19 protein-coding genes and 4 pseudogenes are annotated in these 23582 nt (G+C 72.7%); 16 read left to right on the top strand and 7 right to left on the bottom strand.

The features are described 5' to 3' along the window. Positions 1 to 285: 285 nt before the first annotated feature. Positions 286 to 642: a hypothetical protein gene (locus ACSNOA_RS00580; RefSeq protein ID WP_436655097.1), complete on the bottom strand. Its 357-nt coding sequence runs from the start codon at positions 640 to 642 to the stop codon at positions 286 to 288. 256 nt (positions 643 to 898) lie between these two features. On the opposite strand from ACSNOA_RS00580, the gene ACSNOA_RS00575 reads away from it, so the two are divergent. Both ACSNOA_RS00575 and ACSNOA_RS00570 read left to right on the top strand, forming a co-directional pair. Further along, a complete protein-coding gene (locus ACSNOA_RS00575) occupies positions 899 to 1138 on the top strand; it encodes a hypothetical protein (RefSeq protein ID WP_436655095.1) in 240 nt (79 codons plus the stop codon). Positions 1139 to 1414: 276 nt separating this feature from the next. Further along, complete coding sequence (locus ACSNOA_RS00570; RefSeq protein ID WP_436655093.1) at positions 1415 to 1678, top strand: DUF7660 family protein; 264 nt, start codon at positions 1415 to 1417, stop codon at positions 1676 to 1678. An 878-nt stretch (positions 1679 to 2556) separates the two neighbouring features. Here the strand turns inward: ACSNOA_RS00570 and ACSNOA_RS00565 are convergent. Beyond that, a complete protein-coding gene (locus tag ACSNOA_RS00565; RefSeq protein ID WP_436655091.1) occupies positions 2557 to 2952 on the bottom strand; it encodes a hypothetical protein in 396 nt (131 codons plus the stop codon). Positions 2953 to 3320: 368 nt separating this feature from the next. Here ACSNOA_RS00565 and ACSNOA_RS00560 point away from each other — a divergent pair, with 368 nt between their 5' ends. The 8 genes and pseudogenes from ACSNOA_RS00560 (at position 3321) to ACSNOA_RS00525 (ending at position 8598) form a co-directional block, all read left to right on the top strand. Further along, positions 3321 to 4262 (top strand): phosphotransferase enzyme family protein, encoded by a 942-nt coding sequence (locus ACSNOA_RS00560; RefSeq protein ID WP_436655089.1) that lies wholly within the window; start codon positions 3321 to 3323, stop codon positions 4260 to 4262. A gap of 261 nt (positions 4263 to 4523) precedes the next feature. After that, entirely contained in the window at positions 4524 to 5108 is a 585-nt protein-coding gene (locus ACSNOA_RS00555) for a methyltransferase family protein (RefSeq protein ID WP_436655087.1), read from the top strand. A 185-nt stretch (positions 5109 to 5293) separates the two neighbouring features. Continuing rightward, positions 5294 to 5872 (top strand): annotated as a pseudogene (ssd, locus tag ACSNOA_RS00550) (septum site-determining protein Ssd); the annotation flags it as partial. A gap of 355 nt (positions 5873 to 6227) precedes the next feature. Next, positions 6228 to 6602: a hypothetical protein gene (locus tag ACSNOA_RS00545; RefSeq protein ID WP_436655085.1), complete on the top strand. Its 375-nt coding sequence runs from the start codon at positions 6228 to 6230 to the stop codon at positions 6600 to 6602. Next, positions 6602 to 7390: pseudogene (locus ACSNOA_RS00540) on the top strand (type II secretion system F family protein); the annotation flags it as partial. The gene ACSNOA_RS00545 and the pseudogene ACSNOA_RS00540, both read left to right, overlap by 1 nt. Positions 7391 to 7473: 83 nt before the next feature. Further along, on the top strand, positions 7474 to 7602 hold the full coding sequence (locus tag ACSNOA_RS00535; protein ID WP_208418639.1) for a DUF4244 domain-containing protein: 129 nt from the start codon (positions 7474 to 7476) through the stop codon (positions 7600 to 7602). Next, positions 7602 to 7973, top strand: a pseudogene (locus ACSNOA_RS00530) (TadE family type IV pilus minor pilin); the annotation flags it as partial. The gene ACSNOA_RS00535 and the pseudogene ACSNOA_RS00530, both read left to right, overlap by 1 nt. Before the next feature lie 233 nt (positions 7974 to 8206). Further along, positions 8207 to 8598 (top strand): annotated as a pseudogene (locus ACSNOA_RS00525) (Rv3654c family TadE-like protein). Between the two features lie 315 nt (positions 8599 to 8913). Here ACSNOA_RS00525 and ACSNOA_RS00520 read toward each other — a convergent pair. Next, on the bottom strand, positions 8914 to 9492 hold the full coding sequence (locus ACSNOA_RS00520) for a hypothetical protein (protein ID WP_436655082.1): 579 nt from the start codon (positions 9490 to 9492) through the stop codon (positions 8914 to 8916). Positions 9493 to 9713: 221 nt separating this feature from the next. Then, on the bottom strand, positions 9714 to 12068 hold the full coding sequence (locus ACSNOA_RS00515) for a DEAD/DEAH box helicase (RefSeq protein ID WP_436656156.1): 2355 nt from the start codon (positions 12066 to 12068) through the stop codon (positions 9714 to 9716). Positions 12069 to 12238: 170 nt separating this feature from the next. On the opposite strand from ACSNOA_RS00515, the gene ACSNOA_RS00510 reads away from it, so the two are divergent. From ACSNOA_RS00510 to topA, 6 genes are all read left to right on the top strand, one after another. Beyond that, positions 12239 to 12595 carry an STAS domain-containing protein gene (locus tag ACSNOA_RS00510; protein ID WP_436655080.1) on the top strand — a complete coding sequence of 119 codons (357 nt, stop codon included), beginning with the start codon at positions 12239 to 12241 and terminating at the stop codon, positions 12593 to 12595. Continuing rightward, positions 12592 to 13029, top strand: coding sequence for an ATP-binding protein (locus ACSNOA_RS00505; protein WP_436655078.1), 438 nt, complete (start codon positions 12592 to 12594; stop codon positions 13027 to 13029). The genes ACSNOA_RS00510 and ACSNOA_RS00505 overlap by 4 nt, the downstream gene beginning before the upstream one ends. A gap of 317 nt (positions 13030 to 13346) precedes the next feature. Next, a complete protein-coding gene (locus tag ACSNOA_RS00500) occupies positions 13347 to 15707 on the top strand; it encodes a sodium-translocating pyrophosphatase (protein WP_436655076.1) in 2361 nt (786 codons plus the stop codon). 106 nt (positions 15708 to 15813) lie between these two features. Further along, a complete protein-coding gene (locus ACSNOA_RS00495) occupies positions 15814 to 16353 on the top strand; it encodes a hypothetical protein (RefSeq protein WP_436655074.1) in 540 nt (179 codons plus the stop codon). Next, positions 16344 to 17114, top strand: coding sequence for a hypothetical protein (locus ACSNOA_RS00490; RefSeq protein WP_436655072.1), 771 nt, complete (start codon positions 16344 to 16346; stop codon positions 17112 to 17114). Before ACSNOA_RS00495 ends, ACSNOA_RS00490 begins: the two co-directional genes overlap by 10 nt. 314 nt (positions 17115 to 17428) lie before the next feature. Continuing rightward, positions 17429 to 20269: a type I DNA topoisomerase gene (topA, locus tag ACSNOA_RS00485; RefSeq protein WP_436655070.1), complete on the top strand. Its 2841-nt coding sequence runs from the start codon at positions 17429 to 17431 to the stop codon at positions 20267 to 20269. A 62-nt stretch (positions 20270 to 20331) separates the two neighbouring features. Here topA and ACSNOA_RS00480 read toward each other — a convergent pair whose 3' ends face one another. From ACSNOA_RS00480 to ACSNOA_RS00470, 3 genes are all read right to left on the bottom strand, one after another. After that, a complete protein-coding gene (locus ACSNOA_RS00480; RefSeq protein ID WP_436655067.1) occupies positions 20332 to 20832 on the bottom strand; it encodes a GbsR/MarR family transcriptional regulator in 501 nt (166 codons plus the stop codon). 136 nt (positions 20833 to 20968) lie between these two features. After that, the gene (locus ACSNOA_RS00475) at positions 20969 to 22606 is read right to left on the bottom strand and encodes an ABC transporter permease (RefSeq protein ID WP_436655065.1); all 1638 of its coding nucleotides are present in this window, start codon (positions 22604 to 22606) and stop codon (positions 20969 to 20971) included. After that, positions 22603 to 23505, bottom strand: coding sequence for an ABC transporter ATP-binding protein (locus tag ACSNOA_RS00470; protein ID WP_436655062.1), 903 nt, complete (start codon positions 23503 to 23505; stop codon positions 22603 to 22605). Before ACSNOA_RS00470 ends, ACSNOA_RS00475 begins: the two co-directional genes overlap by 4 nt. Between the last annotated feature and the right edge of the window lie 77 nt (positions 23506 to 23582).

The following is a 23582-nucleotide window of genomic DNA, read 5'->3' as shown; positions in this document are numbered from 1 at the left end:
GCGACCGCCTCGCGCTCGGTGGTGAACTCCGCCGACCACTCGACGCCCTCCCGGTCTGGCCAGACCGCCCGTAGCGATGCGGCCCGGTGTTGACCACCTGACCGAGCAGACCGGCCCGCATCAGCGAAGGCAGCCGACGCCGGAAGTTCGACCGCCGCAGCGGACGGCCGACCCGGTCCCGGAACACGAGCGTGCGGGGGTCCGGCTCGCCAGCGTCAGTGTGCAGCCCGCACCCCAGGAGGGCGGGTCGAGGGCAGACGGATGGCTGACTGGTCGCTCTCTGCGTCAAAGCGAAAGATCGGTTGGCCGTCGGGGAACCCGCCAGATGAAGGCATCGGCTGTCTCGATGGCTAGGGACCGCCTTTGCCAGCCGTCCGTGATCTCCGTCCAGTTCCTTATAACGGCGTGTTCCGCCCCGTCCTTCTGCTCCCTGTCGTAGGCAAGCGAGAAGCAGTAAACCTGATCCTCTTGCGAGATGATCTGGCCGAACTCGTCGTTGCCCCCGTCGGGGAAGAGGTTCACCAGAACTGAATCGTGAGGGTCGATGCCTTGCTCTGCCAGGAGAACCCGGAGACGTCTCCACAAGTCGAGCGAGCTGGTGCGCATGAGCTGGGTGTAGCGCTCATACACGTTGTACGCCATAGGGCGATGATCGCAGGCCAGCCCAAAGCTCCACCACGCCGAGCCGGGTTCCCGCTGGCGAACCAACCGCGGGCTGGGTGACCAACTCGGTGACGACCGGGGCGGTCGCCGCCAGACGCCCACGGACGGTGGTGGACTGCTCCGGCAGGTGGCCCCGGCTGCTCGCCCAGCTCATCGACGACTGATCATACTTTCGGGACGAAGCGGTCGAGGCTGAGGGGCCAGGTAGGCGTCGGTGCCATGGCAGCATACGGCGGTGACGTTCGATGATGACCGGTACCTGGAGGCCTTCGTCGACTACAGCAGAGGGCATCACTTCGTTCGGCTTGACGTGGAAGTGCCGGCGGAGACCCTGACGGAAGGGTTGGCCGGTCCCGATGACGACGTGCCACACGGCTCGTTGTGGTTGTCGGCGGAACGGGCGGAGGCGCTGGCTAGGGCGTTGCTCAGTTGCGCGGCAGAGGTGAGGAAGCAAAGTCGACTTCGCGACTCGTGAGTGACTAACTGGGTGACGACCGGGCCGGACGCTGACGGACGAGCGTGGACCTCGGAGGACCCTTCCGACGGGTCAGCCCGGGTTCAGCAGCAGGTCCGCGTTCCGTGTTGGTTGCCTGAGGGCCAAGGGGTGGACGAGGATCAGGTCCAGGCCGTCGCTAGGCCGTCGAAGGCGGACCAGCGGTGATCACCAGCCACCGCCGGCGCCAAGCGCTTGCGCAGGTTGCCGGACATGCCGGTGGGCCGGTGACGGCACAACGCAAGTACCGTTCCGGCCATGGCTTGGAGTCTGCCGCCGCACCCTGCAAACCAAGTGAGAACCCGGGAAGAGCTTGCTGCTTTCGTCGCAGCCCTCCGCGATGACTTCATTCGCTCCGGCGCGGATTGGGAGAACCAGACACTGGAGCGGTTCCTCGACGCACTGTGCGCGTGGATCACCGCCGCGCCAGGCTGGTACGGCAACTTCGAACAGGAGCTTCCTGTCGAGGGCGACTGGACGTTCTTCGCCCGGGCGCTCGCGGCGGCTGTCGTGTACGAGTAGCGCCGCATGGCACCGGGTTGCTGCCGACAACAACGGTGACAGCAACAGGGCGGACGGTGAGAGCCAAAGCCAGCCGGCGACGGATCAACGCCCGACGTCAGACACATGCGTGGACGAGGCCGGACAGAGCGCCCAGAACCAGTAAGCGAGTAGTCAGCAGGTATCGACTTGCCGCAGGTTCAGGCCGGGCGGTCGTTAGGGCGCTTGTCGGGGATCTTCGGGGAGAGGCGCCCCGTCTGTGATCAAGTTCCACAGCCGGCGGCAAGCATCGTGCTCGGAGCGGTAACTCTCTATGACGTAGCACCGCTGGCCGCGCTCGCTGTAATACACGGTCCAGCCAATGCCGTCGTGATCGACGCCAAACCCGCCGTTCGGTAACCCGCCGCTTAGGCTGTACCGCCGGGCCGACACGCCTCTCCGGTCCAGCGCGGTCTTGAGCTGGGCGAGATCCATCTGCGCGTGCCTCCGTCGTGAGGAACTTCAATGCAGTATCGGCCATGTCGGCTGCTGTAGTGGCGACTCGTCAGGTGGCGAGGCAGCAAGGCAGCGCCAGCGTCGATGCGGGCGGTACGGAACGCCGACCGACGACGTCTGCCACCTGCTAGTTGACGCGAACGGGCACCAGCTGACAGCCGCTGACAGCTTGAAACCGCATCCCCCCGACAGGGGTCGTCCCTTTCCGGGCTGACCGCTGGGACGCAGGTCCCAGGCCTTCTTCGGCGTCCCGGGCTCGGCCCCGGCAGACGGCTCGATCGCGGGAGTCAGCGAATCGTCACCAGGCCGCGTATCCCGGCAGCGCCGTGAGCCGGTTGTGCGTTAACGGTTCAGCGTCGTTGACGTGCTGCCTCGGCCGCTGTGCGGGTGAGCGCCTCCCATCCTCAGCGCCCCACCCGAAGCCACAGCGCCATGAGTGCTGCGCCGACACCGCCGAACGTGAGGATCACCCAGCGGGGTAGTTGCCGCGACACCGGGGGGAGCGCGCAGCCCACGGGCTGGTAATCGACGGTCAGCTCCGTGTGCGGTGCCGGGAGTCGCTGGCCGGCGAACGCCGTGCGATCGATGCCGCAGATGGCCGGACCGCTTCCAGTGTCAACCTGCACGAGCGCCATCATCGGCTGGCCGCTGCTGTCCCGTTCGACGGCTATCACGGTGCCGTCAAGCAGCTCCCCGGCGGGCGGGGGCGGCCCCAGGTCGGAGAAGGCACCGACCAACAGGATCAACAGAGACGCCACCAGCCCCGAAAGGGGCACGCCTGGATAGGCCCGGGGAACCATGCCGCGAGGCTAGTGCGGGCGATCAAGCCCGCATCGATCAAGGAGGCGGTAGGAACCTCGGCGCCGGTCCCGAATCTCAACCGATCTGGTCGCCAGCACCCCTCGGCGCACCGACCAGGGCCGGGCGTGTCAGGCATAAGCAGGCCGAAGCAGTCCTCCCGGCTAATCGTGACCGGCTCGACGTCGCGGGACCGATCACGCGGCAGCCGCACCCCTTCGGCGGGATTGGTGGCGATCAGCCGCGCCTGTACCGCCGTCTTGAGGATGATCGACACCGTCCCGATGCGGTAGAGGTGGGCCCGGAAGCGGTCGAGGATAGTCGGATACATAAATGCCTGGTGGGAACGGTCGGCGCTACCATCCCCGTCGTGATCGACCACGTTGCCGAGGACTTCGGTATCCACCTGACTACCGTCGAAGTGATCAACGGCGGGGTGGATCGGGCAGCGCAGAACCTTCTGGGACGCACGGAAACAGCTGCGTACGCGATCAAGTGGTCCGCCGGTGGCAGCGCCGCTGGACTCGTGGTGCCGACCGCATTAGCCGATCGGGGACTGCGAGCGGTGGCCGCGCCGGTCCGCACGCGGGACGGTCGCCTCTGCTCCGAGCGGGACGGACGCCGCCTGTCGGTCACGCCATGGGTTGGTGACCGCAACGGCCTGGACGGCGGCCTGGATGAGGCCCAGTGGCGCGAGTTTGGAGAGTTGCTTGCCGCGACGCACTCGCTGCCGGTCACGCCGGAACTGGCGGCCGTGCTGCCCGTCGCCGGCCACGACAAGGACCTGGCGGCGACCCGGGCGACCGAAGCGCTGCTCCACGCCTCGCCACCGCCCGATGCCATTGCCGCCCAGACCAGGCAAATCTGGATGGACCACGCACAGCGCATCGCGGCGGTCGCGGACCGGGTGGAGTCGCTGGCGCCGGCGGTGACGCCGTCAACCGTGTGCCACACCGATCCACACCTGGGCAACGTCTTGGCAGCGCCCGGCCGGATGTGGCTCATCGACTGGGACGACGCAGCGCTGTCAACGCCCGAACACGACCTGATGTTCGTCCTCGGCGGCACCTACGGCGACGAGCACATCGGCGACCGAGAACGAGACTGGTTCTTCCAGGGATACGGGCCGGTGACGATGAACCCGCTCCACCTCGCGTACTGGCGCGGAAGCCGCGGCCTCGCCGACATCGCCTTCCTGGCCTGGGAGGCGTTCACGCCGGGCGACTACGGCGACAGCTGGCGTGCGAGAGCAAACCGGCTGCTGGCCGCGAACCTGGGACCGGCCGGCCTCATAGCCCTGGCGATGGCCTGATGACCCGTCGCACCAGGTTGATCGGAACACCGTCGGTGACCCAACCAGATGGCGAGCAGACCTTCCCGGACGAGCGACGGCAGCCAGCCCAGACCCCACGCCGGAGTTTGACCCGTCGCAGCGGACGGCCGACCCGGTCCAGGAAGACGAGTGCGCGGGGGTCCGGCTCGCCGGCGGCGGCTTGCGGCTGGCGCAGCGGGGCCAGGAGAAAGCCGGGCAGTGGCATAGCCGTCAGCACCGGAACCAGGCCACAATCGTCGTGTGCTCGCCTCGTATGGGGAACACTCGGCCTGGGCTCGCATCGTCCTGGGCGCGAGCGTCGGCGCCTTCGTGGTGGGTGAGGTTTCGCAGGCGTTCCGCGTACGGCGCGACGCGACCCGTGTCGATCTGCGTGCGGAGTTCCTGTTCCGGGCGATGTTCGTCGGTGGAATCCTGCTGCTGCCTGCCGGACGAGCTGTCACACCCGGCGCCACGGTCGGCAGCCCGTGGCTGTTCGCGCTCGGGGCGGGGATCGGGTGGCTCGGCCTACTGCTGCGTTGGTGGTCCTTCGCGAGCTTGGGAAAGTACTTCACCGTCGTGGTGAAGACCAGCGAAGACCAGCCCGTCGTGGATAGCGGTCCGTACCGCGTGCTGCGGCACCCGAGTTACACCGGCCTGCTGCTCGCGTTCGCCGGGTGCGGCCTGATGTTGGGGAACTGGGTCAGCGCGGCTGCCGCGGTGGTCGTGATCTCGATCGCTCTCGTCTATCGACTTCGGATCGAGGAGCGAGCCCTGATCGCCGAGCTTGGTAACCGCTACCGGGACTTCGCAGCGGGCCGTGCTCGCCTCATTCCTTACGTCTGGTGACCTCCGGGAGTCGGTCGCAGACAATGTGGCATTCGCGGGCTAGCGCATAGCAGGTCGACCGGCGCGGCGGGCGTTTTCCACAGGCGGCGGGGTTTTCCACAGATCGCGGTGGCGGGGCGGTCAGGCGGTGCGAGGCGCGAGCAGGGTCTCCGTCAGCACCCCGAGACCGACCGCTGGAGGCCGCGATGCCACCCCGTACCTCCGTCCCGTCGCCCGTCCGGCACCCGCTGGTCGTCACCGGCGACGGTGACCTCGTCGACGACCTGCTCCGGCTCGCCGCCGCCGGCGGCGCCGAGGTGGAGCTCGCGCCCGACCCCGCGGCGGCCCGCACCCGCTGGCTGCCCGCGCCCCTGGTCCTGGTCGGCGTCGACCAGGCCCAGCCCTGCCTGCGCGCCCGGCTGCCGCACCGTCCGCGGCTCGTGCTGGTCGGGCACTCCGACCAACTCGACCCCGGCTGGCAGGTCGCCGAGCTGATCGGCGCCGCCCACGTGGCCACCCTGCCGGCTGCCGAGCCGTGGCTGGTCGACCGCTTCGCCGAGCACGGCACCGACCGGCCGGTCGGGCCGGACGCCCGGATCGTCGCGGTCCTCGGCGGCCGGGGCGGCGCGGGGGCGAGCATCCTGGCCGGTGGACTGGCCGTCTCGGCGGCGCGGGCCCGGCTGCGCACCCTGCTCGTCGACGCCGACCCGCTCGGCGGCGGGCTCGACCTGGTCCTCGGGTGGGAGCAGCTCGAGGGTCTGCGCTGGCCGGCTCTCACCGACGCCGGGTCGTCGCGATGGCCGGGGTCCGTCCGGCCTCGGCGGTACGCCTCCGGAAGGTTCCCCGGTCCGGCCCCCCACCTCGACCGAAGCGGCGGGGACGGCGAGATCCCGCCGTTCCGCCTGGGTCGCGTCGTCGGCCCGTGCGCCGAGGCGAACCCTGCTCCTGGCCGGTCTCGCCGGCGTCGTGCTGGGCGGGCTGGTGGCCGGCCCGGTCGGGGCCGTGGCCCTCGCGTCGTACGGGGTGCTGGGCGTCCGCGCGGCGATCCGGTGGCGGGTGACACGGCGAGCCGAGCAGGCGCGGCGGCGTCGGCTCGACCAGCTCTGCGGGTTCGCGGCCGATCTCCGGGCCGGGCTGCCGGTGCCAGCCCTGGCAGCCGACGACGGTGACGAGGACCGGCTCGACCGCCTCGTGGCGGCGGCCGTACGCCTCGCCCATCGCACCGGAGCGCCCCTGGCCGACCTGGTCGAGCGCATCGAGGCCGATGCCCGGGCGTCCGATCGGGGGCTGGCTGCGGCGACGGCGCAGGCCGCGGGGGCGCGGGCCACCGCGTGGCTGCTCGGGGCGCTGCCGCTCGGCGGCATCGGGCTCGGCTACGGCATCGGCGTCGACCCGGTACGCGTGCTCCTGCACACCCCGGTCGGCGGGGTGTGCGCCGTGCTCGCCGTTGCCCTGCAGATGATGGGGCTGCTCTGGGCCGAACGGCTCAGCGCCGCACCCGGGCGGGTCGCCTGATGTACCCCGCCGCGCTGGCCGCCGGCCTCCTGGTCGCGGCGGCACTCCTCGCCGTGGTGACCGCACGCCGGCCGTCGCGTCGGCTGCACGCGCTCGGTGCCGGCGGCCGGTGGGGGCAGGGCCGGGTCGCGGCCGACGCTCGGGATCGACCACCCGTTCCGGGCGGCCCACCGGGCCGGGTCGCGAAGGCAGGGCCCGGCTGGCTCGGCCGGCCCGACGCGATCCGTTTCGCGGCGGCGCTGGGTGGCGTGGCGGTGGCCGTCGTGGCGGGTGGATGGCTCGGCCCGCTCGGCGCGGTGCCCACGGCGCTGCTCCTCGACCGGCTGCTCCGGCGGCTCGAACCACCGGCCGTCCGTGCGCGCCGCCTTCGGGAGGCGGCCGACCTGCCGCTCGCCGCCGACCTGCTGGCCGCGGCTCTGCGGGCGGGCGCGCCCGTGGACCGGTCGGTGCTCGCGGTGGCCGACGCGCTCGACGGTCCGCTCGCCGTCCGGCTCGGGCGGGTCGGTCGCACGCTGCTGCTCGGGGGCGGCCCCGAGGAGGCCTGGTCGGCGCTCGACGGGGTGCCGGGCGCGGAGCGGCTGGCCGCTGCCGCGTACCGGTCGTCGAACAGCGGGGCGGCGCTGGCCGGGGCGCTCACCCGGCTCGCCGACGACCTGCGGGCCGACCGCGCCACGGCCGCCGAGGCGTCGGCCCGCCGGGCGGGTGTCCTCATCGTCCTGCCGTTGGGGCTCTGCTTCCTGCCGGCCTTCATTCTCGCCGGCCTGGTGCCGGTGATCGTCGCCGTCCTGGAGCGACGTGCTGTGAACAACCATCGAGGAAGGGGTACGACATCGTGCGCAAGCTTCGCGCCCGCCTGCGCGGGGACGCTGGGATGAACACCGCGGAGTACGCCGTCGGCACACTCGCGGCGGTCGCCTTCGCGGGCATCCTGCTGAAGGTCCTGACGTCCGGCAACGTCCAGTCCGCGCTGACCGCCGTCATCGACCGGGCGCTCAAGTGATCCGGCGCCGGCTGGCCGGCCGCGACCGGGGCTCGTTCACCGCCGAGTTGGCGGCCGGCCTGCCGGCGCTGCTGCTGCTCTTACTCGCCGGGCTGACCGCGGTCAACGCGGTGACGACCCCGGCGGGTTGCCTGCACGCGGCCCGGGAGGCGGCGCTCGCCGCCTCTCGGGGTGAGGAAGGGGTGTCCGCCGCCGCCCGCGTGGCCCCACCCGGAGCGGAGGTCAGCATCTCGACCGGCGACGAGCAGGTGGAGGTGACGGTCCGCGCACCGGTCCGAGCTCTCGGCGCGCGACTGCCCCGGATCACCGTGCTGGCGACCGCCGTCGCCGCCATCGAGCCCGGCGCCGCTGTGCCTGCGGTCGGGCCTGGTTCCGCTGTGCCTGCGGTCGAGCGCGGCTTCGCTGTGCCCGCGGTCGGGCCTGGTTCCGCTGTGCCCGGGGTCGGGCCTGACTCGGCTGTGCCTGCGGTCGGGCCTGGCTCGGCTGTGCCCGCGATCGGGTCCGCCGCGCCGCTGGGTCCGCGATGAGCCGTTGCCCACCGCGCGGACGCGATCGCGGCGGCCCCCGCCGGCCTGCGCCCCGAAGCCGGCCCGAGCGTCCTCCACTGTTCCGGAACTGGCCGTCGGCCGTCCACGGCGGCGCAACGCAGGGCCGCGCTGACCGCGGTGGCGCCACCTCTGTCTGCTCGCCGTGGGGCTGGTCTTCGTGGTGGTCGGGGTCCTCGGCGCCGGCCTGGGCGCCGCGCGGACGGCCCGGCAGCAGGCCCTGGTGGCCGCGGATTTCGGCGCGCTCGCCGGCGCGGGACGCGCGCCGCAGGGCGTCGAGGCCGCCTGCGCCGCGGCGGCGGAGTTCGTCCGCCACAACGGCGGGCGGGCGCTGGCCTGCCGGCTCGACGGACTCGACGTGCTCGTGACGGCGGAGGTGACGGTCACTCCGCTTCCGGGCCTGACCCGCGCCGCCAGCGCCACCGCCCGCGCCGGGCCGGTGCGTGGTTGAGGGACGGGTGCGACGCGGGTTCGGGATCCGGCGCCGGGCGGTGGAGATACGCACACGACCACTCGGGACTCGCCTGCCCCGGGCCCCCGGCGCCGGCCTGGCGTGCGGCGCGTGCCGAGGTCGGCACGGTCCGGGATGGGGACTTGCCTGCCCCGGGCCCCGGCGCCGGCCGGGCGTGCGGCGTGTGCCGTGGTCGGCACGGTCCGGGATGGGGACTTGCCTGCCCCGGGCCCCGGCGCCGACCGGGCGTGCGGCGTGTGCCGAGGTCGGCACGGTCCGGGACGCCGGCCGGTGGTCGGCGTCCCGGGCGGTGGGTCAGCGGGCCTGGAGGGCGTCGAGCCCGACGGCCATTGCGATGACGAGCCGGCGGTCGATCTGCGGGTGCTGGATCTCCACCACGTAGCGGTCGCGCAGGCCCCACTTCTTGACGACCGAGAACACCGGCTGGCCGCCGGCCGTGAAGTCGAAGTGGTACGGCAGCCAGGAGAGGGAGTCGACGAAGCGGCGCAGCAGGGCCACGGGGAGGCTGCGCTCCTGACCGGTGACCTGCGGCAGGCCGTTCTGCTCCACGTGCCAGGTGGACCGCAGCAGCGACTGCGCGAAGTCCTTGCGGAACAGGCCGATCGGGTTGCCGGCGGCGTCGGTCACGTCGTACGTGGCGCCGAGGTCGAGGCGCTGGCGGGCCTTGAAGCCGAGCAGCGGCTGCTGCTTCGAGTCGTCCGTGTAGATGGTGACCTGCTCCTTGAAGGCGAGCCGCTTCTGCTGGGCGAACGCCAGCAGTTCGCCCTCGGAGCCGTCCGGCGCCACGGAGTGGACCTCGTACTGGTTGACCATCATCCGGATCCGCTGGCGGATGTGGAATCGCTGCTGGGCCTGCAAGGTGTCGAGCTGCATGTGTTCTCCTCAGGATGGGTGCGCGCCGGAGTGTTGCACAACACATCGGATGCCGTCCGCCCGCCCGGCCCGCCGCGCAAGATCCGCGCTGTTTCCGGGAAGTTGCTGTCTCCCGGGCGCGGGAGGCAGCACTTTCCGGGATGTTGCGCGGATCTTGAGGCGAGCGCCAGCGCCACCGCCACCGCCCACCCCGTCCGGAACGGCCGGAACGGTCGGCGACCTCAGGCGGGCAGGTTCGCCAGCACCACGTCGAGAGCCCGGATCGCGTCCGCCTTCGACAGCGGGTTGTTGCCGTTGCCGCACTTCGGGGACTGCACGCAGGACGGGCAGCCGGTCTCGCAGCCGCACTCGGCGATCGCGTCCCGGGTGGCCCGCAGCCACGTCGGCGCCGTGCCGTACGCGCGCTCGGCGAAGCCGGCCCCGCCCGGGTGGCCGTCGTAGACGAACACGGTGGGCGCCTCGGTGTCCGGGTGCAGGGCGGTGGAGAGCCCGCCGATGTCCCACCGGTCGCAGGTGGCGATGAGCGGCAGCAGCCCGATGGCCGCGTGCTCGGCCGCGTGCAGCCCGCCCGGCACGTCCGCCGCCTCCACCCCGGCACCGGCCAGCGACTCGGGGGACAGCGTGAACCACACGGCCACCGTCCGCAGTTCGCGGGCCGGCAGGTCCAGCGGCCGGGTGTCGATGACCTCGCCGGTGGCGATCCGCCGCCGCTGGTACGAGACAACCTGGCTGGTGACGTCCACCTCGCCGAGGAACATCCCGACCGGCCCGGCGTCGACGTACGAGCGCACCGACACCACCGACACGTTGGTGACGTCTCGCGCGTGGGTGGACCAGTCCGGCTCCTCGGCGTGCACCAGCGCGCACCCGTCGGCCAGGTCCAGGTCGTCCACCACGTACGAGACGCCCTGGTGCAGGTAGACGGCGCCGGGGTGCAGCAGGAAGTGCGACGAGCCGCCGTCGACGGTGCCGAGCAGCCGGCCGGTGGCCGCCTCCACCACGCAGACCGGCGCGCCACCCTCGCCCCGCAGGTCCACCTCGGGGCGTTCCCGGTGCCGCCAGTACCAGCCGGTCGGCCGCTGCCGGAGGGCGCCGGCGGCCACCAGTTCCTCGACCGCCTCCTTGGACCCGTCGCCGAAGAGTTCCAGGTCGGCCGGGGTGAGCGGCGCTTCGACGGCGGCGCAGGCGAGCTGCGGCGCGAGCACGTACGGGTTGGCCGGGTCGAGCACGGTCGCCTCGACGGGCCGCCCGAAGACCGCCTCCGGGTGGTGCACGAGGTAGGTGTCCAGCGGGTCGTCCCGGGCCACGAGGACGGCGAGGGCCTCCTGGCCGGAGCGCCCGGCCCGGCCGGCCTGCTGCCAGAGCGACGCCCGGGTGCCGGGGTAGCCGCAGATCAGCACGGCGTCGAGGCCCACGAGGTCGACACCCAGCTCCAGCGCGTTGGTCGAGGCGAGGCCGAGCAGGTCGCCGTGCAGCAGCGCGCGTTCAAGCTCCCGCCGTTCCTCGCGCAGGTAGCCGGCGCGGTACGCGGCCACCCGTTCGCCCAGCCCGGGCACCGCCTCGTCGAGTGCCCGCCGGGCATTCGCCGCCACCACCTCGGCGCCCCGGCGGGACCGGACGAACGCCAGGGTGCGTACGCCCGCGGCCACCGTGTCGGCCAGCAGGTCGGCGGTCTCGCGCAGGGCCGACCGGCGGACCGGCGCGAGGTCGGCGGCGTCGGACGACGTGTCGGCCGAGGGCAGCAGCGGGGGCTCCCACAGCGCGAACGTCACCCCGCCGCGCGGGGACGTGTCCTCGGTCACGGCGGCCACCGGCAGGCCGGTGAGCCGCCCGGCGGCCGCCGCCGGGTCGCCGGAGGTGGCGGATGCCAGCACGAAGACGGGCGTACGGCCGTAGCGGGCGCACTGCCGGCGCAGGCGGCGCAGCACGTGCGCCACGTGGGAGCCGAACACCCCGCGGTAGGTGTGAACCTCGTCGACGACGACGTACGCGAGCCGGCGCAGGAAGCCCGACCACTGGGCGTGTCCGGGCAGGATGCCGTGGTGGAGCATGTCGGGGTTGGTGAGCACGAACCGGGAGTGCCGGCGGATCCACTCCCGCTCGGCGCGTGGGGTGTCCCCGTCGTAGGTGGCGGGGCGGACCCCCTCGAGGTCCAGCTCGGCGACGGCGCGTAACTGGTCGGCGGCGAGCGCCTTGGTGGGCGCCAGGTAGAGCACGGTGGCCCGGGGGTCGGTGAGCAGGGTCGCGAGCGCCGGAAGCTGGTACGCGAGGGACTTGCCGGACGCGGTGCCGGTGGCCACGACGACGTGCTGGCCGTCGTACGCCAGGCTGGCCGCCTCGGCCTGGTGCCGCCACGGGGCGGCCACGCCACGCCGCGCGAACGCCGCCCGCAGCTCCTCGGGGGCCCACTGCGGCCAGGGCGCCGGCACTCCCGCGCGGGCCGGCACCCGCTCGACGTGGGTGACCGGGTCGGCGTCGGCGCGGGCGCGCAGCCGGCCCAGCAGGTCGGCCGGCGGGCGTCCGGGGCCGGCGGACACGGCGACGGCGGACGACGGCTCCGGGGCGCGCGGCGCCAGGCGCGCCGAGTTCACGCCGTCGTCAGTCACGTCCTGCACTCTCGCACTGGTGTTCGGAGATGAAAAGCCGGGGCCTGGGGTATGGGGGAGGCTTCGCCGGTGACCTCGGCGTCTCCCGGCGGTAGTGGTTAGATGCCCAGGAGAGTTTACGGCTCTTGCGAGGAGGACCGATGGAGCTGTCGCTGGCGACGCGCACCGTGGGGGAGCACACGGTGCTCGAGGTCGGCGGTGAGGTGGACGTCTACACCGCCCCCCGTCTGCGGGAACGGCTCCTCGAGTTGATCGACGGCGGGGCTCGGCACGTGGTGGTCGACCTCGGCCGGGTGGACTTCCTCGACTCCACCGGCCTGGGCGTGCTGGTCGGCGCGCTGAAGCGGCTCCGCTCGGCGGGTGGCTCGTTCGCGCTGGTCTGCGACAAGGAGCCGCTGCTCAAGATCTTCCGGATCACGGCGCTCGACCAGGTCTTCCCGCTGCACCCCACGGTCGACGCGGCGGTGGGCGCCGACTCGACCGGCGCCGGCGCATGATGGCCACGGTCCGGCTCTCCTTCTCCCCGGCCCCCGTGCACGTGCGCACGGCGCGGCTGGTCGGCGTCGCGGTCGCGCGGCGCGCCGGCGTCCGGGAGGACCTGCTCGACGAGGTGCGGCTGGCCATCGGCGAGGCGTGCACCCGGGCGGTCGCCCTGCACCGCCAGTACGGGTTGCACGACCCGGTGCTCGTGGAGATGTCCGACTCGGGGCAGTACGCCGTCCGGGTCGTCGACCGCGCGCCCATCGAGGCGGGCATCGGCCTCGCCGCGCTGCCGCCGGACGAACTGGCCGACGAGTCGCTCACCGACGAGGCGCTCACCACCGGTGTGGGTTTCGCCCTGCTCGCCGGCTTCGTCGAGGACCTCCAGGTGCGCCCGGTCGACGAGGGCATCGGCACCGAGGTGCGGATGGTGTGGCCGGTCGGCCGCTGACCCCGCACCCTCCACACAGGCCGCGTTCCCGCTGGGACGCGGCCTGTTCGACATGGACCCGGCCCTATATCAGATTTCGGTTCATAACACAGCGACGAAGATCATCGAGACGGGGTGCACCCTCGGTGTGACCTCGAACACTGCGGAGGGCTACAGTACCCGGGTTGTCAGCAAGTGATCCATCCCGCAGCCAGCGGGAACGGGTGTTCATCGCTGGTCCGCTGGGGTGGGCTGGGCGGGCGCTTGCGAGTCCGCATCCAGGCGCCGGCCGGTGCGTCTCCACCGGCCGGGCGCGTGTTCGGTACAGGAGGACACAGATGTCCGAGACCTTGGCCGCCGAGGGCGGCGGGCTTTCCCTTACCGGAGCCAATGTCACGTACGTCGTCATCGCCGCGGTCATCGCGCTGGTGGCGCTCGTCTTCGCCGCCGCCCTCACGAGGGCGGTCCTGGCGGCCGGCAAGGGCACCGCGACCATGCAGGAGATCTCCGGGGCGGTCCAGGAGGGCGCCTCGGCCTACCTGCTCCGGCAGTTCCGCACCCTGGCGATCTTCGTCGTCATCGCCGTGGTACTGCTCTTCCTGCTGCCGGTGCATGACACCGACGGCAGCGAGACCGCCGTGAAGATCGGCCGGTCGGCCTTCTTCGTGGTCGGCGCGCTGTTCAGCGCGTTCATCGGTGGCGCCGGCATGTGGCTGGCCACCCGGGCCAACCTGCGGGTGGCGGCCGCCGCGCGGGAGCGGGAGGGCGGCCGGGAGTCGGCCATGAGGATCGCCTTCCGCACCGGTGGCGTCGTCGGCTTCCTCACCGTGGGCCTCGGCCTCCTCGGCGCCGCGCTCGTCGTCGTCATCTTCCGCGGCGACGCCCCGACGGTGCTGGAGGGCTTCGGCTTCGGCGCCGCGCTGCTCGCCATGTTCATGCGGGTCGGCGGCGGCATCTTCACCAAGGCCGCCGACGTCGGCGCCGACCTGGTCGGCAAGGTCGAGCAGGGGATCCCCGAGGACGACCCGCGCAACGCCGCCACGATCGCCGACAACGTGGGCGACAACGTGGGCGACTGCGCCGGCATGGCCGCCGACCTCTTCGAGTCGTACGCGGTGACGCTGGTCGCGGCGCTGATCCTCGGCCGCGCCGCCTTCGGCGAGGAGGGCCTGGTCTTCCCGCTGATCATCTCCACGATCGGTGTGCTCGTCGCGATCATCGGCGTCTTCATCACCCGGCTGCGCGCCTCGGACCGCTCCGGCCTGACCGCCATCAACCGCGCCTTCTACATCTCCGCGCTGCTCTCCGCCGTCCTGGTGGCCGTCGCCACGTACGCGTACCTGCCGGCGAGCTTCGCCGAGCTGGAGGGCGGCCTGACCGACGTGAGCGAGAACCCGCGGGTCGTGGCCATCGGCGCGGTCGTCATCGGCATCGTGCTGGCCGCCGCCATCCAGGCGCTGACCGGGTACTTCACCGAGACGAACCGGCGCCCGGTGCAGGACATCGGCAAGAGCTCGCAGACCGGGCCGGCCACCGTCATCCTCGCCGGCATCAGCATCGGCCTGGAGTCGGCCGTCTACTCGGCGCTGCTGATCGGCGCCGGCGTGTTCGGCGCGTTCCTGCTCGGTGGCAGCTCGATCACCCTGTCGCTCTTCGCCGTGGCGCTGGCCGGGACCGGCCTGCTCACGACGGTCGGCGTGATCGTGGCCATGGACACGTTCGGCCCGATCTCCGACAACGCCCAGGGTGTGGCCGAGATGTCCGGCGACATCGACGAGCACGGCGCGCGGACGCTGACCGAGCTGGACGCCGTGGGCAACACCACCAAGGCGATCACCAAGGGCATCGCGATCGCCACGGCGGTGCTCGCGGCGACCGCGCTGTTCGGCTCGTACACCGACACGCTGCGCACCGCGTACGCGGACGCCGGGGTGAGCGACGTCGGCGCCGAGATCCTCAACTCGCTGAACGTGGCGAACCCGCGGAACCTCGTCGGCCTGATCGTCGGCGCGGCGGTGGTCTTCCTCTTCTCGGGGCTGGCCATCAACGCGGTGTCCCGCTCGGCGGGCGCGGTCGTCATGGAGGTCCGCCGGCAGTTCCGTGAGCTGCCCGGCATCATGGACCGCACGCAGCGGCCGGAGTACGGCAAGGTCGTCGACATCTGCACCCGGGACGCCCAGCGCGAGCTCATGACCCCGGGCCTGCTGGCCATCATGGCCCCGATCGCGGTCGGCTTCGGCCTCGGCCCGGGCGCGCTCGCCGCGTACCTGGCCGGTGCGATCGGCGCCGGCACGCTGATGGCCGTCTTCCTCGCGAACTCGGGCGGCGCCTGGGACAACGCGAAGAAGCTGGTCGAGGACGGCGCGTACGGCGGCAAGGGCTCCGAGGCGCACGCGGCGACCGTCATCGGCGACACCGTGGGCGACCCGTTCAAGGACACGGCCGGCCCGGCGATCAACCCGCTGATCAAGGTAATGAACCTGGTCTCGCTCCTGATCGCGCCGGCCGTGGTGGCCTGGAGCATCGGCAGCGACAAGAACACCGGGCTGCGGATCACCATCGCGCTGGTGGCGGCGCTGGTCGTCGTCGTGGCGGTGCTGTTCAGCAAGCGCAAGGGTGTGGCGATGTCCGACTCGGGCGCCGGCGACGGCACCGGTTCGGGCAGCGCCGACCAGCGGCCGGAGACCGTGCCGGCCTGACCCGTACCGCACCGGGGCCCCGGTCGGCGTCCGTCGCCGGCCGGGGCCCCGCCGTCGGCAAACCTGAGCGGTGCCAGCGTTCCGCGGAGGCCGTACGCTGCAACGCATGCGTACGTGCCGGGCGACTGCCGCCGGAAAGCTCACGGTGGTCCTGGCCACGCTCGTCCTGGTCCTGAGCGCCTGCGGCGGTCCCAGCCCGCGGGCGTGGGCGGCCTCGGTGTGCGCGGCGCTCGCACCCTGGCGTACGGAGATCAGCAGGTTGACCAGCAGCACCGACCAGCAGATGACCGCGCGGACGACTCCGGCGCAGGCCAAGGAGAACCTGGTGCGCCTCTTCGGCGGCGCCGAGGAGGCCAGCGAGACGGCCCGGCGCAAGGTGGCGGAGGCCGGCGTCCCGGAGACCGACCACGGCGAGGAGATCTCCTCCGGCTTCCGCACCTCGCTGGAGAAGATGCGGGACGCGTACGGCCGGGCCCGCGACACCATCGAGGGGTTGGACACCGGCGAGGCCACCGCCTTCTACGACGGGGTCCGCGCCGCCGTGGACACGCTGAACAAGGAGTACGACGCCAGCGCGCTCGACACCGGCCGGCTCAACTCCGAGGAGCTGAAACGCGCCTTCGACGAGGTGCCCGAGTGCCGCTGAACGGGCTCGGCGAGCCGCCGGGAGAGCAGACGCTTCCGGCGCTCTTTCCGGTGCCCGACCCGGCCCCGTCGACCGCGGCGGGCCGCCGCGTGTCGACCCGGCCGGGAGCCGGCGGTAACTCCGCGGGCGATCCCGCGAGCCCGGGCGGCGGGCCGGCCCCGCCCGAAGCCGCCGACGAGGCCGGCCGGCAACTGGTCTTCTTCGGCGCGGAGACGGCCGAGCCGACGCTGGCCGACCTCGCCGGGCTGCTCGCCGGTCCGGGCGAGGTGGTCCGGATGGGCGGTACGGCCCGGATCTCGGTCGTGGTGGACGCCGCCTGGCGGGTGCACGTCCTGGTGGCCGAGCTGGCCCAGCGGGGGCTCGCGGCGAGCTGGGAGCCGACCGAGGACGAGCGGCACGCGGTGCGCACGTCGTACGCCCGGACCTTGAAGCCGCTCGCGGCGGCGTGGCTGCGCGGGGCGGAAAAGCGGCCCCCGGCCGGGTTCCACCTCAACGGCCGGCGGCTGCGGTTGTGGCTCGCGGCGGCCGGGGCGGCCGAACCGCCCGGGTTCCTGCTTCGGCTGGGCGTGGCGGACGAGGGGTGCTGGGAGCCGGTCGGCGCCGCGCTCGCGGCCGTCGGCGTCGCCGGCGAGCTGCTCGACCCGCCGGCCGGCGGGCCCGCGTACCTGATCAGCGGGCGGCGGCGGCTGCGCCGCCTCGCGGAGCTGGTGGGAGACCGTCCGCCCGCCGCCCCGGCGTCGGCCTGGCCCGAGCGGCCCTGACGCCGTCGCCCGGGGTCACCCGGCCGCTGTCCGGTGGCGGACAACCGCGGGGACTATACCGGCAGAAAAAGGGCAGTCGGGGCCTCGGCCGTGGGTCCGCCATCATCACAGTGGCCCGCTACGGGCCCTACCCACGGTGTACGGTGGCGCCGACCGGCAGATCCACCCACTGCCGGGGTGGTTTGCCGCCCGCGAAACCCGAAACGCGGACGGCGCGTTACGTTGGACATCCGGGCCGCCCGGGTCCGGGCGGGTCGATCATCGCCCGAAACGGGCCGAGCCGGTCGCGAGCAGGAGTGAGGTCAGGGAGAGACGTGCCGAGCAACGCGGGAACCACCCGTCTGGTCATCGTCGAGTCACCGGCGAAGGCCAAGACGATCTCGGGCTACCTCGGCCCGGGGTACGTCGTGGAGGCGAGCTTCGGCCACGTCCGGGACCTCCCGCGCAACGCCGCCGATGTGCCGGCCAAGTACAAGGGTGAGCCGTGGGCGCGGCTCGGGGTGGACGTCGACAACGGCTTCCACGCCCTCTACGTGGTCTCCGCCGACCGCCGGCAGCAGATCAGCAAGCTGACCAAGCTGGCCAAGGAGGTCGACGAGATCTTCCTGGCGACGGACGAGGACCGCGAGGGCGAGGCGATCGCCTGGCACCTCGTGGAGACGCTCAAGCCCAAGGTGCCGGTCAAGCGGATGGTCTTCCACGAGATCACCAAGCCGGCCATCCAGGCGGCGGTGGCCAACCCCCGCGAGATCGACCGCGACCTGGTCGACGCCCAAGAGGCCCGACGCATCCTCGACCGGCTCTACGGCTACGAGGTCTCGCCCGTGCTGTGGAAGAAGGTCATGCCGAAGCTCTCGGCGGGCCGGGTCCAGTCCGTGGCCACCCGGATCGTCGTGGAGCGGGAGCGGCAGCGGATGGCCTTCCGCACCGCGGAGTACTGGGACATCCTCGCCACGCTGGCCGTGGGGAACGCCGGCGAGGGGCCGCGCACCTTCCACGCCACGCTCGTCGCCCTGAACGGCGACCGGATCGCCACGGGCAAGGACTTCGAGCCGACCACCGGTCGCGTCCGGCCGGGCGCCGGGGTGGTCCACCTCGACGAGAGCGGGGCCCGGGGGCTCGCCGCCCGCCTCGAGGGGCGGCCGTTCACCGTCACCCGGGTCGAGGAGAAGCCCTACCGCCGGCGCCCGTACGCGCCGTTCATCACCTCCACCCTCCAGCAGGAGGCGGCCCGCAAGCTGCGGTTCTCGTCGCAGCAGACGATGCGCACGGCGCAGCGGCTCTACGAGAACGGCTACATCACCTATATGCGTACCGACTCGGTGAACCTGTCGGAGACCGCCATCGCGGCGGCCCGCCGCCAGATCGTCGAGCTGTACGGCGAGCGCAGCGTCCCGCCGGAGCCGCGCCGCTACACGGGCAAGGTGAAGAACGCGCAGGAGGCGCACGAGGCGATCCGCCCGGCGGGCGACAACTTCCGCACCCCCGGCGACGTGGCCAAGGAGCTGTCGGCCGAGGAGTTCAAGCTCTACGAGCTGATCTGGCGGCGCACCATCGCCTCGCAGATGACCGACGCGGTCGGCTCCAGCGTCTCGGTGCGCATCCGCGCGCTCTCCAGCACCGGGGAGGAGGTCGACTTCGGGGCCACCGGCAAGACGATCACCGATCCCGGCTTCCTGAGGGCGTACGTCGAGTCCAGCGACGACGAGAACGCCGAGGCCGAGGACGCCGAGCGCCGCCTGCCCACCCTCGTGAAGGACCAGCCGCTGACGGCCGAGGAGCTGGCCGCGCAGGGGCACCACACCCAGCCGCCCGCCCGGTACACGGAGGCGTCGCTCGTCAAGGCGCTGGAGGAGCTGGGCATCGGCCGCCCGTCGACGTACGCGTCGATCATGCAGACGATCCAGGACCGCGGGTACGTCAACAAGCGCGGCCAGGCCATGATCCCGACCTTCCTCGCGTTCGCGGTGATCGGGCTCATGGAGCGGCACTACCCGCGCCTCATCGACTACGACTTCACGGCCAGCATGGAGAACGAGCTGGACGAGATCGCCGGCGGCGACCACGCGGCCGTCGACTTCCTCACCTCCTTCTACTTCGGCAGCGCCAACGGCACCGGCGACCAGGCCATCGCGCACGCCGGCGGGCTCAAGAAGCTGGTCACCGAGAACCTCAGCGAGATCGACGCGCGCAGCGTCAACTCGATCCCGCTCTTCACCGACGACGACGGCCGCGAGGTCGTGGTCCGGGTGGGCCGCTACGGCCCGTACCTGCAGCGGGCGCTGCCGGGCGAGCAGCCCGCGCCGTCCGGCGAGGGCGAGGAGGGCGCCGCGCAGGGCGACCGGGCACCGATCCCCGAGGGGCTGGCGCCCGACGAGCTGACCCCGGAGAAGGTGCACGAGCTGTTCCTCGGCGGCGGTGGCGAGCGCAAGCTCGGCGATGACCCGGCCACCGGCGAGCCGATCCTGCTCAAGTCCGGCCGCTTCGGCCCGTACGTGTCGAGCGGCGAGCGTAAGTCGTCGCTGCTGCGCTCGCAGACGCCGGACAGCCTCACCCTCGAGCAGGCGTTGCAGCTGCTCACCCTGCCCCGGCTCGTGGGCGTGGCCCCGGACGGGGTCGAGGTGTTCGCCAACAACGGCCGCTACGGCCCGTACGTCAAGCGCGGTGACGAGTTCCGCTCGCTGGACTCGGAAGACAAGATGTTCACCGTCACGCTGGACGAGGCGCTGGCCCTGCTGGCGGCCCCGAAGACCCGCCAGCGGCGGGCGGCCGCACCGCCGCTGCGGGAGCTGGGCGTCGACCCGGTGACCGAGAAGCCGCTGGTGATCAAGGACGGGCGGTTCGGTCCGTACGTGACGGACGGGGAGACCAACGCGTCGCTGCGGCGAGGCCAGACCCCGGAGGCGCTGAGCATCGAGGAGGCCTCCGAGATGCTCGCCGAGAAGCGGGCGAAGGGGCCGGCGCCGCGCAAGAAGGCCACGAAGAAGGCCGCCCCGGCGAAGAAGACGGCCGCGAAGTCCACGGCCGCCAAGTCGACGGCCGCGAAGAAGACGGCGGCGGCGACCAAGTCGACGGCTGCCAAGAAGGCCACGACGGCCAAGGCCACGCCCGCGAAGAAGGCCGCCCCCCGTAAGGCCACGTCCGCCACGGAGTAGCCCGTCGAGCGGGGCGCGGCGGTCGGCGCCGTCCGGCCGGCGCTCCCCGCCCGGCCGGCGGCTCAGCCCTCCGGCTGCTGCCGCTGCCGCTCGGCGCGCATGCCCTCCCACCGGTCGGCGGCGGCGCTCATCTCGTCCTGGACGAAGAGGAAGAAGTCCCGCATCTCGGCGAGGCGCGCGCCGGCCGGTGACGTCTCGTCGCCGACCGCCATTACACCCTCGTCCACGATGTCGGCGAACCGCTTGTAGATCCCGCTGCGGATCATCGAGGTGTACGTGCTGGACTCGGCCGCCTTGTAGAGGTCCCGGCGGGAGCCGGGAGCCGGCTCGCGTACCGCCATGCCGACGTGGATCAGGTAGCGCACCGCCCCGGAGACGGCGGCCGGGCTGACCCCGAGCCACTCGCTGATCTGCGCCGCGGTGAGCCCGGGTTCGTCGGCGACCATCAGCGCCGCGAGCACCCGCGCAGGCATCCGGGGGACCCCCATGTCGCTGAAGGTGAGAGCGAAGTGCTCGACGAAGCGCCGTACGGCTTCCTCGTCGCGGTGGCCTGCGCGTTGCATCTGCCTATCTTTCCCTAGTTTCCGGTGGTCGTGCCCGGTGGCGCTCCCGGGACCCCACGCCCGGCGCCCGGCCGGACGACCAGCGGCGCGGCCGGCGGAGAGCCGGTCGCGCCGCGAGTGGGGATCGCCCCTAGCGTCACGGGGCGAGGTTACGTCGGCGGAACAGGGCCAGGCCCGCCACGCCGAGCGCGAGGGCGACGCCGGACATGACCACGAGCGGCGTTCCCGTGGCGTCGGCCGGAACCGCCGGGATGTGGCTGAAGGGCGAGACGTCGCGCACGGCCTCGGGCACGCCGAGCAGCGCCCCGTACGGGCCGAGCACGAAGCTCAGGGCGAAGCCGAACCAGGTCAGCCCCACGGCGAACCGCGGCACGAGCCCGAAGAGCGCCACGGCGAGCCCGGCCAGGACCAGCACGGCCGGCAGTTGCAGGTACGCCGTTCCGGCCAGGTGCGCGAGCTGGCCGCCGAGATCGTGGACGCTCAGCCCGTACACGAGCGCCATCGAGACCGCGGCGAGGCCGAGCATCCCCACGGCGCCGGCGGTGGCGACCGCCACGTGGCTGCCGAGCCAGGTCAGTCGGCCGGTCGCGGTGGCCAGCACCGCCTCGGCGCGGGTGCCCGCCTCCTCGGCGCGCGGCCGCATGAGCGCCTGCACCAGGTAGCCGGCCACCATCGCGCCGATGGTCGCCATCATCGCGCCGAAGAACGTGTCCATGAGGGCGTGCCCGCCGCCGCCGGCGAGGTCGTTGAGCGTGCCCGTGACGCCGCTGTTCTCGGCCACCAGGTCGTCGACCGCGTTGGCCATCGAGCCGAGGATGAGGCCGAACACACCGATGGCGACCGCCCAGCCGAGCACCGTGCCGCGTTGCAGCCGCCAGGCCAGACCGAGCGGGCCGAGCAGCGCCGAGGACGCTCGGCTCGGGCCAGGGCGGTCCGCCAGCAGGCCCATCCCGACGTCGCGCTGCCCGGCCAGGGCGAAGGCTGCCGTCACCGCGACGACGAGGAGCGCGACGGGGAGCGCGAGGACCCACCACCGGTTGCCGTCCGCGGCGAAGGGCCGCATCTGCATGGTCCAGCCGATCGGCGAGAGCCAGGAGGGCCAGGCGCTGGTCATCGTGTAGCCGTCCGGGTGGACGTCGCCGAACGCGTCGGCGAGGCCACGGATCAGGTAGCCGGCGCCGACGGCGGTGGCGGCGATCCCGTTGGCGGCGCGCGCGCTCTGGGTGAGCTGGGCGGCGACGGCCGCGATCGCCGCGAAGGCGACCCCGGCGGCGCCGACGCCCGCGCCGGCCGCGAAGGAGCCCGCGGCGGGTTCGCCGTAGCCGAGAAGGGCGAACCCGACCAGGACGCCGAGCACCAGATTGGCGCCGACCACGACGACGAGGGCGGCCGTCAGGCTGGCGTGCCGGCCCACGGCGGTCGCGCCGACCATCTCGGCGCGGCCGGTCTCCTCGTTCTGCCGCGTGTGCCGGATGACGGCGAGCGTGCTCATGAAACCGGCGAGCATCGCGAGGAACGCCAGGATCCCGAACGCCGTCATCTCGCCGCTGCTGGTGCCGGTGGGCGCGGCCCGGAACATCAGCACCGCGGGCGTGTCGACGGCGACACGCAGGACCGCGAGCCGGTCGGTCTCCGTCGGGTACTGCTTGTCGAGCGCCGAGCGGGCGAAGGCGCCGAGCACGACGGTGCTGAGGATCCAGACCGGGAGCTGCACCCGGTCACGTCGCAGCGCGAGACGGGCGAGCCGGCCGGTGCCGGTGAAGGCGTCGCTCATGACGCCACTCCCGCCAGCTCGTCGCCGTAGTGGCGAAGGAAGATCTCTTCCAGCGACGGCGGGGCGCTGGAGAGCGCGCGCACGTCGAACTGGGTGAGGTACGCCAGCGCGCGGTTCAGCTCGGCGGTGTCCACGGCGAAGGTCGCGTGGGTGCCCGCCACGTCGACGTCGTGCACGCCGGTCAGGTCCGCGAGCCCGGTGACGGGGAGCGTGGTCTCGACCGAGACCGAGGTGCGGGTCAGGTGGCGCAGTTCGGCGAGGGTGCCGCTCTCCACCGTCCGGCCCTGGCGGATGATGCTGACCCGGTCGCAGAGCGCCTCGACCTCCGAGAAGATGTGGCTGGAGAGCAGCACCGTCCGGCCCTGCCGCTTCACCTCGCGTACGCACTCCTGGAAGGCCGCCTCCATGAGCGGGTCCAGCCCCGAGGTCGGCTCGTCGAGGATGTAGAGCTCGACGTCGGAGGCGAAGGCGGCGACGATCGCGACCTTCTGCCGGTTTCCCTTCGAGTACGTCCGTGCCCGCTTGGACGGGTCGAGCTGGAAGCGCTGGATCAGCTCGTCCCGGCGACGGCGGTCGAGGCCGCCCCGGAGCGAGCCGAAGAGGTCGATGGCCTCCCCGCCGGTCAGGTTGGGCCACAGGTTCACGTCACCCGGGACGTACGCGAGACGCCGGTGGAGAGCCACCGCGTCCCGCCAGGGGTTGCCGCCGAGCAGGTCGACCGAGCCGGAGTCCGCTCGCAGCAGCCCGAGCAGGACGCGGATGGTGGTGGACTTCCCGGAGCCGTTCGGGCCGAGGAAGCCGTGCACCTCGCCGGCGTCGACCCGCAGGTCGAGCCCGTCGAGTGCCCGTGCCCGGCCGAAGGTCTTCACCAGGGCGGAGACGGTGATAGCACTAGTCATACCCGGGACGCTACGCCGATTTCACGAAATCGTGAAACCTCTGAAGCGTATAAAACGCGTTAAATTTCGAGGGGTTG

Source organism: Micromonospora sp. URMC 103, assembly GCF_051386435.1.
In the GTDB taxonomy this organism is placed as follows: domain Bacteria; phylum Actinomycetota; class Actinomycetes; order Mycobacteriales; family Micromonosporaceae; genus Micromonospora.
Note: the sequence above shows the minus strand (reverse complement) of the source record. Positions and strands in the feature narration are given on the sequence as shown.

Bases quoted from the DNA above. Each gene is read 5' to 3' on its own strand.
- ACSNOA_RS00470 (WP_436655062.1), bottom strand. From the start codon at position 23,505: ATGACTAGTGCTATCACCGTCTCCGCCCTGGTGAAGACCTTCGGCCGG.
- ACSNOA_RS00475 (WP_436655065.1), bottom strand. From the start codon at position 22,606: ATGAGCGACGCCTTCACCGGCACCGGCCGGCTCGCCCGTCTCGCGCTG.
- ACSNOA_RS00520 (WP_436655082.1), bottom strand. From the start codon at position 9,492: ATGCAGCTCGACACCTTGCAGGCCCAGCAGCGATTCCACATCCGCCAG.
- ACSNOA_RS00565 (WP_436655091.1), bottom strand. From the start codon at position 2,952: ATGGTTCCCCGGGCCTATCCAGGCGTGCCCCTTTCGGGGCTGGTGGCG.
- ACSNOA_RS00570 (WP_436655093.1), top strand. From the start codon at position 1,415: ATGGCTTGGAGTCTGCCGCCGCACCCTGCAAACCAAGTGAGAACCCGG.
- ACSNOA_RS00510 (WP_436655080.1), top strand. From the start codon at position 12,239: ATGGAGCTGTCGCTGGCGACGCGCACCGTGGGGGAGCACACGGTGCTC.
- ACSNOA_RS00500 (WP_436655076.1), top strand. From the start codon at position 13,347: ATGTCCGAGACCTTGGCCGCCGAGGGCGGCGGGCTTTCCCTTACCGGA.
- ACSNOA_RS00580 (WP_436655097.1), bottom strand. From the start codon at position 642: ATGGCGTACAACGTGTATGAGCGCTACACCCAGCTCATGCGCACCAGC.
- ACSNOA_RS00535 (WP_208418639.1), top strand. From the start codon at position 7,474: ATGAACACCGCGGAGTACGCCGTCGGCACACTCGCGGCGGTCGCCTTC.
- ACSNOA_RS00480 (WP_436655067.1), bottom strand. From the start codon at position 20,832: ATGCAACGCGCAGGCCACCGCGACGAGGAAGCCGTACGGCGCTTCGTC.
- ACSNOA_RS00495 (WP_436655074.1), top strand. From the start codon at position 15,814: ATGCGTACGTGCCGGGCGACTGCCGCCGGAAAGCTCACGGTGGTCCTG.
- ACSNOA_RS00505 (WP_436655078.1), top strand. From the start codon at position 12,592: ATGATGGCCACGGTCCGGCTCTCCTTCTCCCCGGCCCCCGTGCACGTG.